The sequence below is a fragment of the Cellvibrio sp. UBA7671 genome (assembly GCA_002483145.1).
GTDB classification, from domain to species: domain Bacteria; phylum Pseudomonadota; class Gammaproteobacteria; order Pseudomonadales; family Cellvibrionaceae; genus Cellvibrio; species Cellvibrio fibrivorans.
In genome coordinates this window covers 281,563-297,859 of record DLHJ01000002.1, presented here as the reverse complement: position 1 = coordinate 297,859, position 16,297 = coordinate 281,563, and the positions used below count along the sequence as shown (strand labels likewise).

Below are 16,297 nucleotides of genomic sequence, written 5' to 3'. Positions count from 1 at the left end.
TTAACCGTTTACTTTTATCCTATGCAAGGCCGCACCATGCCACTCACAGAATTGATGAATTATTTTAATGACCAGCTGCAAACCCAGGCGCGCACCAAGTCATTACCCAAAACCGGATTTTTTAAAGCCGACAATAGTTATTGGGGGCGCTTCGGTAATTTGATTTTAGGTAGCCGCTTCCAGGCCATCCACACCTTTGCAGACGATGCACTGATTGGCTACAACAGCGACTTGCTAGTGCGCTCAGCGACAGGCAATTCGCTCAATATTGATAGCATTTTTAATTCGCTGGATAGCACAGACCAAATCATTCACCTGGATCGGCTGGTGCGCACCCTGCACTCATTAAATTATTTGCAGCAATTTGACGGACGCAAAGATTTGTTATCGCTGCAAGTGCAACCGCGCCACATCATCAGTGTGGTGAGCGACCACGGTAAAACCTTTGAAAAAATACTCAGCGATTGCGGCCTCGGCCCCGAGCGAGTGTTATTGCATACCCGCTTGCTGGATAACGCCACCCTGCCCCATTTTCAACAGGCGCTGGCGAGTTATCGCCAACGCGGTTACAAAATTGGACTTCATTTGAGTGAGGCAGGCGATTTGGATCTATTATTAAAACTTGGCTTAACACCGGATATTATTTTTGCTGATCACCCAGCGTTAACCACACTGCTGATCGATGCACCATTACCTTCGGAATTTGATCCAAGCCTACGCGTTCTGGTAGCAAAAAAGCCTGGGATAGATGCAAAGACCAGCAGTGCATTGGATGGTTATTTGTTTAATACTGAAGACACGCTTGTGTTGCCGCAATCGGCAATTTCCTAACGATGAATGAGTGATTAAAACCAGCATGTGCCAGCTATTGGGAATGAGTTGCAAAAAACCGACAAGCATTGGTTTTTCGTTTGAAGGCTTTCGCGCACGCGGTGGTTTGACCGATGAACATAAAGACGGTTGGGGTATCGCCTTCTTTAACGATAACAGCGTCGATATTTTTGTGGATCACGAACCTGCAGCCGAATCAAAATTAGCAGAACAAGTACATCGCGCCGATATCAAATCCAAAACCATTATTGCGCACATCCGCAAAGCCACAGTCGGCGAAGTTAAACTTACCAATTGCCATCCATTCCAGCGCAACCTTTGGAATAGCGAATGGGTGTTTTGCCACAACGGTGATTTAAAAAATTTCACTCCAGAGCTTAATGGACAATTCCAGCCACAAGGTGAAACGGACAGTGAACTTGCATTTTGCTATCTGCTGCAACAACTGCAACAACATTTTCCTGCAGGAGCGACAGATGCGGCCGAGTTGTTTTCCGTATTGGATAAGCTCAGCCGTGAGATTGCAACCTATGGAACCTTTAATATCATCTTGTCCAACGGTGAATGGCTTTACACTTACTGCTCAACCAGTTTGGCATATGTAGAACGCAAGCATCCCTTCACCACTGTGACATTAATTGACAGGGATTTATCGTTGGATTTAAGCCAACATACCACCAGCGAAGACAAGGTTATCCTGATTGCGACCAAACCACTGACCGTAAATGAAAACTGGAAAGTCTACGCCGAACATGAATCGCGCTTGTTTAAAGATGGCGAGTTGTTATTGGAGCGAAACCAGGAGGGAATTTTGTAACGCAGCTAAATACTAAAAACCGGCGGATTTACAGCATTGCCGTAAATCCGCCGGTTTTTTATTGAATATAAAGATCAATAACCCAAATCCAAACTGGCCTCAGGCGCGGCCACTATGATCCAGGCCAGCAGCGCCGAAATAACCACAATCAACACTAATGCCAGCCAGATCCGTGAAGATTCAATCGCTGTGGCTTGGGCTAAATTATGCGCCGGTTTTTTTCCGGTGATCATAGCCTTGATCAAATTTTCGCGCTTGACGAATACATAAAAAAATACCGCGCCGACATGAATGACTACTGCGCCCAAAATCCAATAAAATAATTCTTTGTGCACGGCAGTGAGCTTTAAACTTAATTCGTGGGTAATGTAACCATACAGCGGGCCAATATTGAATATTTCGTCATTGGCGAATAATCCGGTAACGGCTTGTAACAGCAATACCAACAACAGTGTAAGCACCATTAACGCACCCAATGGATTGTGTCCAGGATAGGATTTCGCTTTACCTCTGGTGAGATGAAGTGCGTATTTCACACTCTCTACAGGGTGCCGTACAAAATTGACAAACTGCGCGTGATGGGTACCGACGACGCCCCAGACAATCCTGAAAACTAATAGGATAACAACAAAATACCCCGCCCATAAATGATAGGCAAAATAACTGACACCTAACCAATTGGTGACATAGGCAGCAATAAAAGAAACGACTAATAACCAATGGAAAACCCGGGTAGGCAAATCCCATATTTTTAACTGGGATCTTTCAAGATTATTATCATCTTCTAGGGTAATGGTATTTTCAGCAGCTTCGACAAGTTGTTCAGTCATAGTCAGGCCTGTCAGTTATTTCAATTAACATCTTAGCTATTCAAAACAAATCGCTCTTGCTGCATAACACAGCAAGAGCGATATGATGAGCGCTATTTCAAACCGGAACCTTTACACCGCTATTACTTTGCTTTGTACGCATCGTGACAGCCTTTGCAACCTTCAGCGACGGCTTTTGCAGCTGCTTTAAACGCATCTGACGCGGTTGATTCTTTGGCAGCAATCTCGGCGAGCGCCGCAGCGTTTACCTGAAACTCTTTAATTTGTTTATCAAAGTCTGCTTTTTTCGCCCAAATTTCCGGCTTGGATTTAGTGGTAGGTTCCCCGAGGTTAGACGCATCCGGGAAAGTGCCATCCAACAATAAACTCAGGAAGGCAACGCGCTCAGCACGCTTAACAATTTCTGCCTGATTGTAAGTTACTTTACCTTGCAACACTTCACCAATTGGCTTGAAGTTATTGGCAATCAAAACGAATGCTGCTTTGCGAACAGCAACCGCTTGTTTTGCTGCAGCAGCAGGATCAGCTGCTTGTTGTGCGGCTGCATCCGCCACGTACAAACCCGAACTCAAGGTGACCAACAATGTTGCACCCAGTAATTTCAACGATCTCGCCACTTTTGATACATGAGTCATTAACGCCTATCTCCTAATCACTATTAATTTTCGTTACGGTTAACTGGTTGTGTAAATCCGAGGTCATTATACAAGTTCTTTCAGCGGCCTCGCTATTCATTGAGGACAGTGAGAACGACACATAGGCTAACAGGATAAGTGCAGATACAATCCAACGTCGCCTGCTTAATGAAATATTTTTCCCCATTAACGTATTCATACAACCCTCCAAAAAAGTCAAATCACTATCCACAGGATACACACCAATTGTTGGGAATTTCAGTATTCAACGGCTTGGGATGCACGCACATCCAGATAAATCCAGCCAGGTGAATTAACCCATGTTTTCTTGGTGGTTTCACTCTTCAGTTCGAAAGGTTTTTGTGCATCAAATTCAGCAGAAAATGCAAGATGCGCCGTAGCTGCAGTAGCACTTAAAAACCAAAGTAGACTGACCAAAAAGCCTAAGGTTTTTTTTGATGGGAGTGACATATTTATTTTCCTTCAAACAGTTAGCTTTAAATTAGAAAAATTATTTAATCTAATTTAGTAGATAGCAAACACCAGGCCAACTCATGAATAATTTAATATAACGTCATATCCACTTAAAAAGTGCTGAAATATGAACAAAAAACCATCATCCATGTTTTGTTTTACACAGGAAATCATTGTTGACAGTCAACATACAACAGCCATTACCTGTACTGAATGATAGTGAGCAAACCGATGGGTTAATTGCTGTTGATTTTTAAACAGCCAATCAACAGCAAATATACTTATTGTGGTTTTTTGAACATCTCTTTTTATAGATATCATTTCATCATACCCGCGAATGCGGATATTTATTAAAGGACAACTTAGCCAGAGTTAACGCGCGGAAAGTTGCTGAACTTTTTCAAGCGCCGTTTTTACGTTCTCTGCGGGTGTTACACCACCGATAGTAGCTGCGATTTTGCCATCAGGTGTAATGATAAAGGTAGTGCGTTCGGCAAAGCCGTGGTCAATAGCCTCACCGCGTGAATCCACCTTCCCTTCTACCGCTTCACGTACATTTAATTCGAACGCTTTGGCGATCTTGCCATCCGCATCCGAACCCACCGCGAATTTTCCAGCACAGTATTCCGGATCAGCGGAAAAATCGTTGAGACGCTCAATACTGTCGAGCGAAACACCAATGACCGTTGCACCTGCAGAAGCAAATTTTTCACTGCTGACGGAAAAAGTATGCGCCTGGATATTGCAGCCGCCGGTGTAGGCTGACGGATAAAAATACACGACCACAGGGCCTTTCTTCAGGCTTTCTGCGAGCGAAAATTGAAAGGGTTTTCCTGCCAGTGATGCTTCCAGATTAAATAGGGGAGCTTTATCCCCCTCTTTCAACGCTGCAAATGCCGGACTCATTAAACCCATAGACAAATCTGCCACAACACCGAAAGTTAATAAACGTTTCATAAACTATTTCCAATAAGGGTTAAAGACTTAAAACTGGTTAAAGACGTGAAATATAATCGGTTAATGCCTTGATCTCATCATCGCGCAAATTGGCGGTGACGTTATTCATGATGCCTTCACTGCTATTGGTGCGCTCACCACTGCGCCAATCGCGCAATTGCTGATCCAGATAGTGCCAATCCTGCCCACCGATAATGGGAATAAACTCCAAATCTAAACCTGCAACAGGCGATGGATGGTTTGGCGCAAGACCGCGACCATCGATACCGTGGCAAATGGCACAGGCTTGAATCTGTCTGGTGCCGTCACCTTCAAGGTATAACTTTTTACCTAAAAGATTATCGTCTGTACCGCTACCCCGCATAACTGGCTGTGCGGCATAGTGCGCAAATATATCTGCGGCGGTTTCATCATCCACTGTTCTGGCCATCATCGCCATGAAATCGTGGTGGCGGTCGCCGCTGCGGAAATCATTAAATTGTTTTAACAAATAGGCCGGGTGCTGCCCTGCCAGCTTGGGGATTTTACCGGCTTCGTTGTTCGCGTGAATATTGCCATCAACACCATGGCATTCCTGGCAGCGTTCATCATTGGATAATAATTTACCATTGTCCGCGCTAGCAGAATCAAGCAGTGAATAATCGGGCTCTTGTGCGCCAACCGACAGGCCGGCACACAAGCACAACAATACCAAAAGCTGCGCCAGAGCAATACGACTGCGCAATAACATATGCTTAGTCTTCTTTATAAAAATTGTGGCAGGTTTTGCAAGTGCGCGCCAAATCGGTTGCGGTATTGGCTGCACTTTCAAAATCATTCTGTCCAAGAAACGTTATTATTTCACTGGAAAATTTCACACTTTTTTTGGTTAAATCCACAGCCTCTGCAACATCCTTACCAGCTGCCAACTCTTTGGAGTAATGTTCTTCAACAACGGCAAACAGCTCGTTCAGTGTTTGTGCATCGGCAATAGCAGACTCTGCATTTTCCAGGGCGATGTTAGAGGAGAGATTATCATTGGTACTTTCAATGGTCTGCATCAGATCCATATCCATTTCAGCCTCTTGGGCAAAACTGGTAAAACTGATTAACAAACTACTCCCAATTACGACAGCAACAAAACGTAAAGCAACAACTAGATTACGCATAAGTGTAAACAACATGCCCCAAACAATAATTTATGAAACAGGGGTAGCACGGCTACCCCACAAGATTGCGGATATAAATCAAGCCAAAATATCTTTAACCACTTTACCGAACACCACTGTTGGTCGCTCAGAGCGGCCATTGTTAATGAAGGTGGTTTTCAGGTGATTCAAACCTAACAGGTGCAATACGGTTGCATGCAAATCGTAGGTGTCAACGGCGGTGTCTTTATCGGCAACCTGCACTCCCAATTCATCCGTACCGCCGTAGGTGAAGCCCGCTTTCAAGCCGCCACCCGCCATCCACTGGGTGTAACCCCATGGGTTGTGGTCGCGACCAGTACCGCTTTCACCCCAAGGCGTGCGGGAGAACTCGGAAGTCCATACCACTAATGTAGATTCCAACAAACCGCGCGATTTCAAATCTTCCAACAAACCGGCGATTGGCTTATCGACCATTTTTGCCATAAGGCCGTGGTTTTTATCCAGATCATCATGCGCATCCCAACTGGTGATTTCGGTTTCGCCATCAGGCGCACCGCTCACGACTTGAATAAAACGCACACCGCGCTCTACCAAACGGCGCGCGCGCAGTAGGCTAGTGCCATAGCTGCCGGTGATCGCATCGTCAATGCCATACAATTTTTTGGTCGCGTCGGTTTCTTTGGAGAGATCAACGGCTTCCGGTGCAGCAACTTGCATACGGTCAGCCAAATCGTAAGAGCGTAACCGCGCCTTCAATTCGGTATCTAAGGGGCGATTTTCCGCATTTAATTTATTCAAGCGATTCAACAAATCCAGTGAACTGCGTTGTTGCAATGCAGAGCGCAATTCCGGGCGATCCAGATAATAGATTGGTGAATCACCAGGACGGAATGCAGTACCTTGATAAACCGCCGGCAAGAAACCTGAGTTCCAGTTTACCGAACCTGCACGCGGTTCCGAGGCGCCGTTATACAACACAACATAGGGCGGCAAATCCGGATTGGCAGAACCCAGTGCGTAAGAAATCCAGGCACCAAGCGATGGGCGGCCGGGGTTAAGGTCACCGGTATTCAATTTCAAAATAGAAATATCGTGAGTTGCACCAATAGTTACGCTGGATTTGATAAATGTCAGCTTATCAGCGTGCTGTGCAAGGTTAGGCAACAAATTGGAGAACCATGCGCCGCTTTCGCCGTATTGTTTCCAACTTCTGTAATTGGAAACAAATAATTCATTTACGCCACCTTGCGTACTGGTCTTGATGCCTTTCAGGAATGAATCAGGTACGCCTTTGCCAGCTTGCTTTACCAACTCCGGTTTGTAGTCGTACAAGTCCAACGTACTCGGGGCACCGTTCTGATGCAGCCAGATAACCGATTTAATTTTCGCCGGAAAGTGCGGATCTTTCGGTGCAAGTGGATCGATTAGCTCAGCAGCTGATGCGGCAGAAATATTGAACCCAGGGATAGCGCCAGCCAGTGCAACACCACCCACTCCCAAACTGCTGTTCTTTAAAAAATCGCGACGTGATTTGTTGTCCATTTTTTTAATCTCTTAATAAGTTAAAAATAATAATCAGTAAGTAATTTTCTCTCACCCTACCCGCTTATGCAGGTAGGGCTAAACAAGTCATACATTAAAAGCGATACGCGAATTCGTTGGAGTTAGCCACTGCATGCACCAGATCAACAAATGCTGCCGCCTTGAATGGATCAAGATTTTTGGTGTCCTTCAATCCAGTCGGTACAGCGACTTCAAATTTGTCAGTCCAGGCTTTGCTCTCTACCAATTTCTCCTGTTCTTTGAGGAAACCTTTCAGCGCTGATTTCTCTTCGCGCGTTGGTTTACGTGAGAACAAAATTTCATAGAGCGTATCCAATTGCGCATTTTCATTTGCACCGGCTTCTGAAATGACGCGACCAGCCAGGGCTTGTGACCAACCAAAGACCACATCGCTGTTAAACAAAGTCAGCGCCTGCAATGCAGTTGTACTGACGTCGCGCTTGTGGTGCGGTTTGGATGGATCAGCCGGATCAAAGGATGCGGTTAATGGATAAGGCAAACTGCGGCGCACAAAGGTGTAAATACTGCGGCGCTTATGATCGTTAGGATCTTTCGCATCTTCCCAGAGTGCACCGCCCTGGCCATTGTTCAGCACATTTCCCGCAACCAAACTACTAGGCACTTTCGGGAACACCGCAGGGCCGCCAATGGTTTCGTCCAGCTCGCCGGATGCATAGAGCAATGAATCGCGCAGTTCTTCCGCTTCCAAACGTTTGCGTGGATAAACCGCTAACAATTTATTGGCGGGGTCAACAGCAACCACATCGGCGCGCTCTTCAGATGACTGGCGATAAACTGCCGACAGTACAATTTCACGCTGCAGTTTTTTCGGGCTCCAACCGTTTTTCACAAAATCAGCAGCGAGATAATCCAACAACTCCGGATGGGTTGGCTTTTCACCAGCGCGACCAAAATCTTCCACAGTTCCTGCAATACCTTTGGCGAACAATTGCGCCCATACACGGTTGACATACACACGGGTGTTAATGGATTTTCTTCACTTACCAACCAATTAGCGAGAGCAGTACGGCGACCCGTTGATGTCGCAGTGGGCGTAATTTGCAACTGGGTATTATTGCCAGCCCAGAGTTTTGGCAAACCAGGTTCAACCGCTTCTAACGGACGCTCATGGATACCATTGAACCGCACATGAGTAGCAGGCGCTTCTGTACCTAACTCAGTCAATGCTGTGTAAGTTTTAGAACCGCGGCGTGGGCGCAGGTTGTCGTACTTTTTCAACTCTTCAGTGAGTTTTTCATACTCAGCCCAACGCTCAACATTCGCAGGATCATATTGCGAGTGCCCCTTCTGTGATGTTTCGCGTAAATAGCCCGCAATATCGCGCTCGGACGCCACTGCATTCAAACGCGCATTGACCCACTTATCCAAGGGTGTCCACTGCTCTTTCGGTTTGAAAATTGCCTCACGGCTATCCGTTAAGTATCGTTCGTTGTGATATTTACGTCCCTTTTCGCGCACTTGGTCGAGAATGGCTTTTTGTTGATCGGTAATCGGTTTGATCGCCGCTTGGTACACCGACTGCGCGGTAATAAAATCGATATCCCATTGCGTTTCACTGCCTTTCGCTAACTCAATCCGCTCATTGTTAAAGGTGTTAGCAAAAAAAGCTTGCAGCTGGAAATATTCGACCTGGCTAATCTTGTCGATTTTATGATTGTGGCATCTTGCACAACCGATAGTAGATGCGAGAAAAGTTTCGCCAACCAGATCGGTCATATCGGTAGCAATTTGGTAATGACGCTGAACCAAATCGCGCGAGTTAAAATTATCCGGGTAGCCAGCCAACAATCCGGTGGCGATTTTTGCTTCCTGGCTATCCGGCCAAATCTCATCACCGGCGATTTGCTCACGCACAAATTGATTGAATGGCTTGTCATCATTAAAAGACTTGATCACATAGTCGCGATAGCGCCAGTTATTAGGACGCGTCTGGTCATTCTGAAAACCGGCGCTATCTGCATAGCGAGCCAAGTCCAACCAGCGGCGTGCCTGACGCTCACCGAAGTGTGGTGATGCCAACAAACGATCCACTAATTTTTCATAGGCATCGGGGGATTTATCTTTTTCAAAGGCTTCCACTTCGGCTGGGGTTGGCAACAGCCCCAACAAATCCAAGGTGACGCGGCGGATATAAGTTGCGCGATCCGCTTCTTCCGATGGTTTTAAACCATATTCATTCAACCGCGCTAACACAAAATTATCGATCGGTGAGCGCACCCACTTGCTGTTGCCCGCATCCGGCACCGGAACGCTGGTATTGACTGGCAAATACGCCCAATCCTTAGCAGCAGTACTAGTGATGGGTTTAACAGATTCTTTTTTGGCAACCGCCGGCGATTTTTTTTCGGGTGCTGACTTGGTATCGCCCGCTGCCCAAACCGAAGTAGATGCCGCAAGGATCAGCCCCCACAATAACGTTTTCTTTTTCATTAATTCACTCCTGAACTTGCACTCTAACAGGGGCAGGCGCCCTGTTTGCCGATGCCGAATTGTTTTGAATAATCAACAGTTAATAAATAACAACTGGGGAATTGCAACTAGCACGCCAAAATTCAATTACGATTAAAATATAAATTTTTAAATTGATGCAGATGATTGAATCTATTGAAAAAATATTTTCTTGGCGAAATTAAAAGAAGGTTTAATTTTTTATTTGGCACGCAAGTTGCGAAAACCACTTCTGTTGAACTATATAAACCAGGAGTTTTTTCATGAGTTATCGTCGTAACGTTTATTCGCCAACATTGGCTGCTCGATTTTCAACAGAAACACAGCATTTTTCGATAAAACCTATCGCCTTTTTCATCGCCAGTGTATTTTTTTCATCAGCCGCTGCTGCACAATCAACAAATAGCACCAGCAACAACACTGCGCAAAATGCAGCGGCGACAGCGACAACTGCACAAAACACAACTGCTGAAAATAAACCACTGGTGTTGGGAGTAGTCACAGTGCGCAGCCGCAACCGCATTGAAAAATTGCAGGATGTTCCGCTGTCGATATCAGTAGTAGCAGGTAAAGAACTAGAGAAATTAAACGCGACAGATATCAGTGCCCTCACCCAGCGCCTCGCGAACATATCCTGGAACCAAGGCAACCAAAGAACCAGCAGCCTATCCATTCGCGGTATTGGCAAGCAGGGGCAAACTGAAGCGCAAGATCCGGCGGTGGGGTTGATTGTGGATGGTTTTAACTATGCTTATAACGCACTGTCATCGAGTTTTGATTTCACCGATATCGAAACCGTCGAAGTGACACGTGGCCCACAGGGAACCTTGTTGGGTAAAAACAGCAGTATCGGTGCAATCAACATCACGACTAAACGTCCATCGTTTGATCCGGATTTTAATTATTCGATTACGCTCGGCGAATGGGACACAGTACAAGGTCGCTTCGCAGGCGGAGGCGCGGTGATTGAAGATTTACTCGCATGGCGCGGCACACTCAGTGTGAGCAAAGGCCAGGGTGATATTAAAAATGCCTACAACAGCGACGAGAGCATTTCTAACAAAGAGCGTGTTTCCGGGCGCGTACAATTTTTGTTGACACCCACTGAGGATTTCAGCGCACGCTTTGCATTTGACGTGCAACCGCGTGCGGGTGAGCGCACTAATGGCCGCACAATTTACACGCCGACACCCACAAAATTCTCCAATGGTGCGGACAATCCGAATACTTCCGATGCCAGTGTTCGCTTAACGCGCCGCTGGTTTACACAAAGCCCCAATTACAATTACGAAGACAGCTACCTCTATGGTGGCGGTAAAAATGAATACAACACCGATGGCCGCCGCCCGCTAATCACTGGCAGCAATGGCGCTACTGCAGAATTAAACTGGAAGCTGGATACACACACCATCACCTCAATTACCGCTTATAAAGATTACCATTTCAATGCGGTAAACGACGAAGGCACGCCGTTTGATATACAGCGCAATTCCGGTGGTTTTTTTAACGACTACAAACAAGTTAGCCAGGAGCTGCGTTTAAGTTCACAGCAAGGCGAGTTTGTGGATTATCAAGCGGGTTTATTCTATTTGGATGTGAATAACGTTGCCGAGTATCAACGGGTATGGGGTAATGATGCCGGTGCCTGGTTTGCCAGTAACGCGCAATACAATACACTCGATAAAGATTCCAACGGCCGCTACCTGTTAATTAATTCGCTCTCCGGCCTGGACATGGCATGGAATAGCCCTGCTGGCTTTCAAGATATCAACAACGAAAGTTCGGCGGCATTTGCGCAAGCCAACTGGAATTTCACTGAACAGTTTGTACTGACTACAGGCTTACGTTTCACCCGTGAAGAGCGCACTAACCGCACTGGCACTTACATCAAAGATCATGGATTTGGCGCTGAGCTAAATCCGGCAGTGGTCAACAATGTCAATCTGGGTGGTTTCCACTCGGTTAATGCGGCCACCAAAATCAACGATACACTCACCATTCCTGCAGGCACATTGGGACGCGTAGTCACCAATCCAGATGGTACCAAAACGCTGGTAACCGATAACTCAACTGCACAACTGACACTGGCCGATCAACTTGCCAATGAATATTTTGCCAAAACAATTAGCGGCGCGCCCGGAGATACCTATGCCAGTTTGACCGCTGCACAAAAAGCGCAAGTGGGTGCAGCAAAAGCGCTGCGCCAATCGCAAATCGGTGTAGTGTTTGACGAATTTGATGTGGAGCCCTATGAAAAAACCCTGCCGTCTTTTGTTATCAGCCCCACTTACAAATGGAACGAAAAACTGACTACCTATGCTTCCTGGCAGCACGGTGAAAAAGCCGGTATTGCGCAGGCAACCAACGGAATTTCCAATCTGGTAACAGAAGAAAAAATTGATGCCTATGAATTGGGCATTAAATCATTACTGTTGGATAACACCCTGGTATTTAACCTGGCCCTGTTCCAAATGAATATTAAGGACTACCAACAAACCAGCCGTATATTCGACGAATACAGCACAACACTCGCCCGTCAGGCCGAGCCAAAAGCGGTAGATATTTACACCAATGCCACGGCCAACATTCCGAAGGTGGAAGCACGCGGTATTGAAATCGACGGTATTTATTCTGGCATCCCGAATACTACCTTACGTTTTGCCGGTGCAATTACCGATGCAGAATACGTGGAGTTCACCAACTCCGCGCAACCCTCGGAAGATAGTTTCCCCGGTGCAGATCCGTACAAGGATGTGAGCGGTGAAACACTACCGGGCGCTTCGAAATACTCGTTCAACATTGGTGCTGACTACCGCTTGCCCATTGGTAATGGCAAAGAGTTCCATACCAATCTGAACGCGCAATACAACAGTAAATACAACTCGGATAACTCCTTGTCGTCTTACGGTTGGATTGAAGGCAGAACGCTGGTGGACTTTGGTATCGGTATTGGCAATTCAGACCAAACGTTTGATGTCAGCTTGATTGTCAAAAATTTGTTTGATGACGACACACCCAGCACGCGCACCTGGAATAGTTATACGCCTGCCAACCCACGTTGGGCAGCTATCAGTTTCAGCGGGAGGTTTTGATTATCTGATTAGCTAACTTTTAATTCTTATCGTTAACTCGTAGCCCGTCTGGAACCTAGCGAAATACGGGGATTTTATAAAAATAAAATCCCCGTATTAAATTTTACGCATTAACTGTTAAAACCGGACAGTCCCACCCAGCTGCCACCCATCCGAATAATCCGAGTCAGAATAAGAAAGCTCTATGCTGGTATTTTCGGTGAAAAAATGACGCATATGAATATCATATGAGGTGTGATCATCATATTCATCACTCCACATCTGGCCTACACCCGCGCCCACACTGAAACGATGTGTAAAGTAGTAATCCGCACTGACAATGAGCGAATTACTATCAGCCTCTCTAAAATCGTTGTAACGCACTTCAACACCAAACGCCCGCTCGCCCCCTAGAGGTTTTACATATTTAGCGTTCATATTCCATGATTCAGAAACGTCCGTATCTTCATAAAAATCCGACCACACCTGCAGGCCCTCTATCGGGGCAACACCCAGGGTTGCACTCCAGCTCGACTCCCAATCCGTTGATCCCTTGATGGGCGCTGTTTCATTACCGTAGCGATATTGATAAGTGTATTTATTTTCCGTAATCTCCGCGCCCACAAAAAAAATACTATTGGGCACAAAATACCTAACGCTCACACCGCGCAGATAGCTATCTTGATTATCACCCTCATATTTGTAATCACTATTAGACAACAACAGCGAAAAAGAACTCGCCTTGCGTAAAAATGCGGCTTCCGCCAACGGCAGATTCGCAGTATCTACTGGGGAAAAATACTGCGTCCCCTGCAGATTGATCGAGTAATTATCGCCAGTGTAATAATCTGAATCAAACTCGCTATAAGTTGCGTTAATTTCAGTTTGATAGGTTCCAGACAGGGCACATGGTGCGAGACTAAAGCTGGATGCGGTGACGATTGCGGTAAATACGGCTAATTTCATAATTATTCCTCTAGGTAACAACACGCATCTCCTTTGGATGCAGTTGTCATACTAGAGATCGAGCCATGGATTGCAATGAAATGTTACAGACTGATACAACTGTGGACACTATTGATTGGAATCAGAATGAGTGTATTTATTAAATCGTAGCCCGTGTGAAGCCTAGCGAAATACGGGGATTTTATATAAATAAAATCCCGCAATACGTTTCACTCCTTACGGGCTACTTATCACACATTAAGATGTTGCTTAGTCAACGCAATCTGCTTAGTTTTCAAAAAAAATGCAACACCACACTTACACAACCCACATAAATCCTGCAACCACCGGATGGCGCGGTTATTGCTGATGGCCGTCAAATGCCTTTTTAATTGTTGAATTTACCTCTATAGAATTCGCCCTGCAATGTGGATTGCTCAATAAAAATTAACTTTCATGCAGGGTCTTTTAAATTATTTGCGAGGTGCGTTGAATAACCTAGTCGCTAAACGCGTATTAATTATCCACGCAAGTGTTTATTAAAGAAATCGACCGTACGCTTCCACGCCAATGCGGCGGCTTTTTCATCAAAGCGTGGCGTCGTATCGTTATTGAAACCGTGCTGGGTATTCGGATAAATATAGGCTTCAAACTTTTTGCCTGCCGATTTCAGAGCAATTTCATATTCCGACCAACCAGCGTTGATGCGCTCATCCTCACTGGCAAAATGTATTAACAACGGCGCCTTTATCTTGGCCACTGCCGCTGTTTCTGCATGACGGCCGTAAAACGGAACGGCCGCTCCGAGATCAGGCAAGCGAGTCGCTAGAAAATTGGAAATGCCACCACCGTAACAAAAGCCGACTACACCCACCTTGCCATTGCCCCCGGGTAATTTCTGCAGATATTCTGCCGCCGTCACAAAGTCTTCCTGGGTTTTGGTTTGGTCGAGTTTTTGGAACAACTCGCGCGCTTTGTCTTCATCGCCAGGGTAACCACCCAGAGTAAACAGCGCATCAGGTGCAAAGGCGATAAAATTATCCAGCGCCAGGCGACGGGTAATATCTTCGATATGCGGATTCAATCCACGATTTTCATGCACTACCAACACCGTTGGTAGTTTGCCTTTGGCGTTTGCAGGGCTCACTAAATAACCGCGAATTTTGCCATTGCCGTTGGGCGAATCAATCTCTACATAAGTTGCTTTAATACGCGCATCATCAGGCTTTACTTGCTGGGCTTCCGCGAATTGCGGGCTGAGTGCAGTCAGCAATCCCGTCGCGGTTACACCCGCTAGTGCGGCATACTTTGCTGCGCCGGTTAAAAAATCGCGGCGCGATGCCTGACCATGTACATATTGGTCAAACAGTTTTAATACTTCCGGATGAAAATCATCAGCTGTTTTGCGTGTCATGAATTGCTCCCTGAAACGGGTGGAGGCTGGCGGCTGCCAGCCCATGAACTAGTGGTAAGTTATTTAACGCGACCGGCAAAACCCGGTGTGAGTACCGCTACTTTATACGCTGCACCGCGGCCAACAATGTAGAGGGTTTTCTTATCTTTACCGGCAAAGGCGACGTTTTGTGGCTTATGTGGCACAGGAATGCCGCCGAGGAATTTGCCCTGCTCATCAAACACGTCAACCCCCGCGTTTGAAGTCACATACAAACGCCCTTCGGCATCAATTGCTAAACCATCTTGTCCACTGGATGACACACCCTGCTCATTTTTTTGCAATCCACCAGGAATTTTTGCAAAGTTTTTACCTTCGCCTAAGGTGCCATCAGACTTAATCGGATAAGACAAAACATACTCACCGTTAGTGTTAGCAACATATAAGGTTTTTTCATCACGACTTAATTGAATACCGTTAGGACGGGCAATTTTATTAATATCCACTACCCGCTTGGTTTTGCCTTCAGGGCTAATGTAATAAACCCCGGTACGCGGCGCTGCTTTTACATCAGCACTTGGGCCACTGTCGGTAAAATAGATACCGCCATTTTTCGCCAACACCAAATCGTTAGTACGTTGGAATGGCTGACCTTCGTAATCCTTAACAAATACTTTTTCTTTGCCCTTGGGATAGATAATACCCACTTGGTTATTGTTAACCTGCACTGTGATCAGCTCGCCTTTGTCATTAAAAGCCAGGCCATTGGAGCCATTTGAATTTTCCAAAAAGGTGGAAATACTGTTATCGGTTGCGATTTTAGTAATGCGATTAGCGCGCGTTTCAGTAAACAAAAAACTGCCATCCGGCGCGGCGATAGGACCTTCAGTGCCCTCAAAACCTTCGCGGATGAACTCTACTTTTGTACCCGCCGCAGTAACGCCGGGAATCGTCGGAGCCGTCGCATCGGCAGCAGAAGCGCTTAATGAAAATAGTGCGGAACCTGAAATGGCAGCTACGGCAATTCCATTAATAACTTTAGCCAGGGTTGCTGGCAAAAATGCCACAGAGTGTTTCATTAATATATTTCCTCAAGAGATCAGTTGAATTGCCAGTAATCTAAAAACCGAAAAAAGACCGGCGCAGGTGTTGTGAGCCTTTGCCGGTCAAGATTAGCGTTCG

General features: G+C 46.1%; 15 protein-coding genes. 3 read left to right on the top strand and 12 right to left on the bottom strand.

Going from position 1 to position 16,297, the window contains the following annotated elements; translation table 11 throughout:
• The first annotated feature begins 36 nt into the window (after positions 1–36).
• Both B4E62_RS01715 and B4E62_RS01710 read left to right on the top strand, forming a co-directional pair.
• Entirely contained in the window at positions 37–831 is a 795-nt protein-coding gene (locus B4E62_RS01715; RefSeq protein WP_331350808.1) for a hypothetical protein, read from the top strand.
• A gap of 25 nt (positions 832–856) precedes the next feature.
• Positions 857–1,648: a class II glutamine amidotransferase gene (locus tag B4E62_RS01710; RefSeq protein WP_331350965.1), complete on the top strand. Its 792-nt coding sequence runs from the start codon at positions 857–859 to the stop codon at positions 1,646–1,648.
• A 74-nt stretch (positions 1,649–1,722) separates the two neighbouring features.
• Here B4E62_RS01710 and B4E62_RS01705 read toward each other — a convergent pair whose 3' ends face one another.
• From B4E62_RS01705 to B4E62_RS01665, 9 genes are all read right to left on the bottom strand, one after another.
• Positions 1,723–2,478: a cytochrome b/b6 domain-containing protein gene (locus tag B4E62_RS01705; protein WP_331350807.1), complete on the bottom strand. Its 756-nt coding sequence runs from the start codon at positions 2,476–2,478 to the stop codon at positions 1,723–1,725.
• Positions 2,479–2,600: 122 nt separating this feature from the next.
• Complete coding sequence (locus B4E62_RS01700) at positions 2,601–3,113, bottom strand: cytochrome c (protein WP_331350806.1); 513 nt, start codon at positions 3,111–3,113, stop codon at positions 2,601–2,603.
• Positions 3,114–3,371: 258 nt separating this feature from the next.
• On the bottom strand, positions 3,372–3,584 hold the full coding sequence (locus B4E62_RS01695) for a DUF6152 family protein (protein WP_310072096.1): 213 nt from the start codon (positions 3,582–3,584) through the stop codon (positions 3,372–3,374).
• A gap of 375 nt (positions 3,585–3,959) precedes the next feature.
• Complete coding sequence (locus B4E62_RS01690; RefSeq protein ID WP_310072094.1) at positions 3,960–4,544, bottom strand: peroxiredoxin; 585 nt, start codon at positions 4,542–4,544, stop codon at positions 3,960–3,962.
• 37 nt (positions 4,545–4,581) lie between these two features.
• Positions 4,582–5,274: a c-type cytochrome gene (locus B4E62_RS01685; protein ID WP_310072093.1), complete on the bottom strand. Its 693-nt coding sequence runs from the start codon at positions 5,272–5,274 to the stop codon at positions 4,582–4,584.
• A 4-nt stretch (positions 5,275–5,278) separates the two neighbouring features.
• On the bottom strand, positions 5,279–5,692 hold the full coding sequence (locus B4E62_RS01680; protein ID WP_310072092.1) for a hypothetical protein: 414 nt from the start codon (positions 5,690–5,692) through the stop codon (positions 5,279–5,281).
• A gap of 78 nt (positions 5,693–5,770) precedes the next feature.
• Entirely contained in the window at positions 5,771–7,216 is a 1,446-nt protein-coding gene (locus B4E62_RS01675; RefSeq protein WP_310072091.1) for a DUF1501 domain-containing protein, read from the bottom strand.
• Between the two features lie 94 nt (positions 7,217–7,310).
• On the bottom strand, positions 7,311–8,186 hold the full coding sequence (locus tag B4E62_RS01670; protein ID WP_331350805.1) for a DUF1553 domain-containing protein: 876 nt from the start codon (positions 8,184–8,186) through the stop codon (positions 7,311–7,313).
• Positions 8,084–9,688 (bottom strand): DUF1549 domain-containing protein, encoded by a 1,605-nt coding sequence (locus tag B4E62_RS01665; protein ID WP_331350804.1) that lies wholly within the window; start codon positions 9,686–9,688, stop codon positions 8,084–8,086. The genes B4E62_RS01670 and B4E62_RS01665 overlap by 103 nt, the downstream gene beginning before the upstream one ends.
• 281 nt (positions 9,689–9,969) lie before the next feature.
• Here B4E62_RS01665 and B4E62_RS01660 point away from each other — a divergent pair, with 281 nt between their 5' ends.
• On the top strand, positions 9,970–12,798 hold the full coding sequence (locus tag B4E62_RS01660; RefSeq protein WP_331350803.1) for a TonB-dependent receptor: 2,829 nt from the start codon (positions 9,970–9,972) through the stop codon (positions 12,796–12,798).
• A 117-nt stretch (positions 12,799–12,915) separates the two neighbouring features.
• Here B4E62_RS01660 and B4E62_RS01655 read toward each other — a convergent pair whose 3' ends face one another.
• The 3 genes from B4E62_RS01655 to B4E62_RS01645 all read right to left on the bottom strand — a co-directional run bounded on the left by B4E62_RS01655 (position 12,916) and on the right by B4E62_RS01645 (position 16,194).
• On the bottom strand, positions 12,916–13,743 hold the full coding sequence (locus B4E62_RS01655; protein WP_331350802.1) for a putative porin: 828 nt from the start codon (positions 13,741–13,743) through the stop codon (positions 12,916–12,918).
• Between the two features lie 499 nt (positions 13,744–14,242).
• Positions 14,243–15,136 (bottom strand): dienelactone hydrolase family protein, encoded by an 894-nt coding sequence (locus tag B4E62_RS01650; protein ID WP_331350801.1) that lies wholly within the window; start codon positions 15,134–15,136, stop codon positions 14,243–14,245.
• A 59-nt stretch (positions 15,137–15,195) separates the two neighbouring features.
• A complete protein-coding gene (locus tag B4E62_RS01645; RefSeq protein ID WP_331350800.1) occupies positions 15,196–16,194 on the bottom strand; it encodes an SMP-30/gluconolactonase/LRE family protein in 999 nt (332 codons plus the stop codon).
• Positions 16,195–16,297 lie beyond the last annotated feature (103 nt).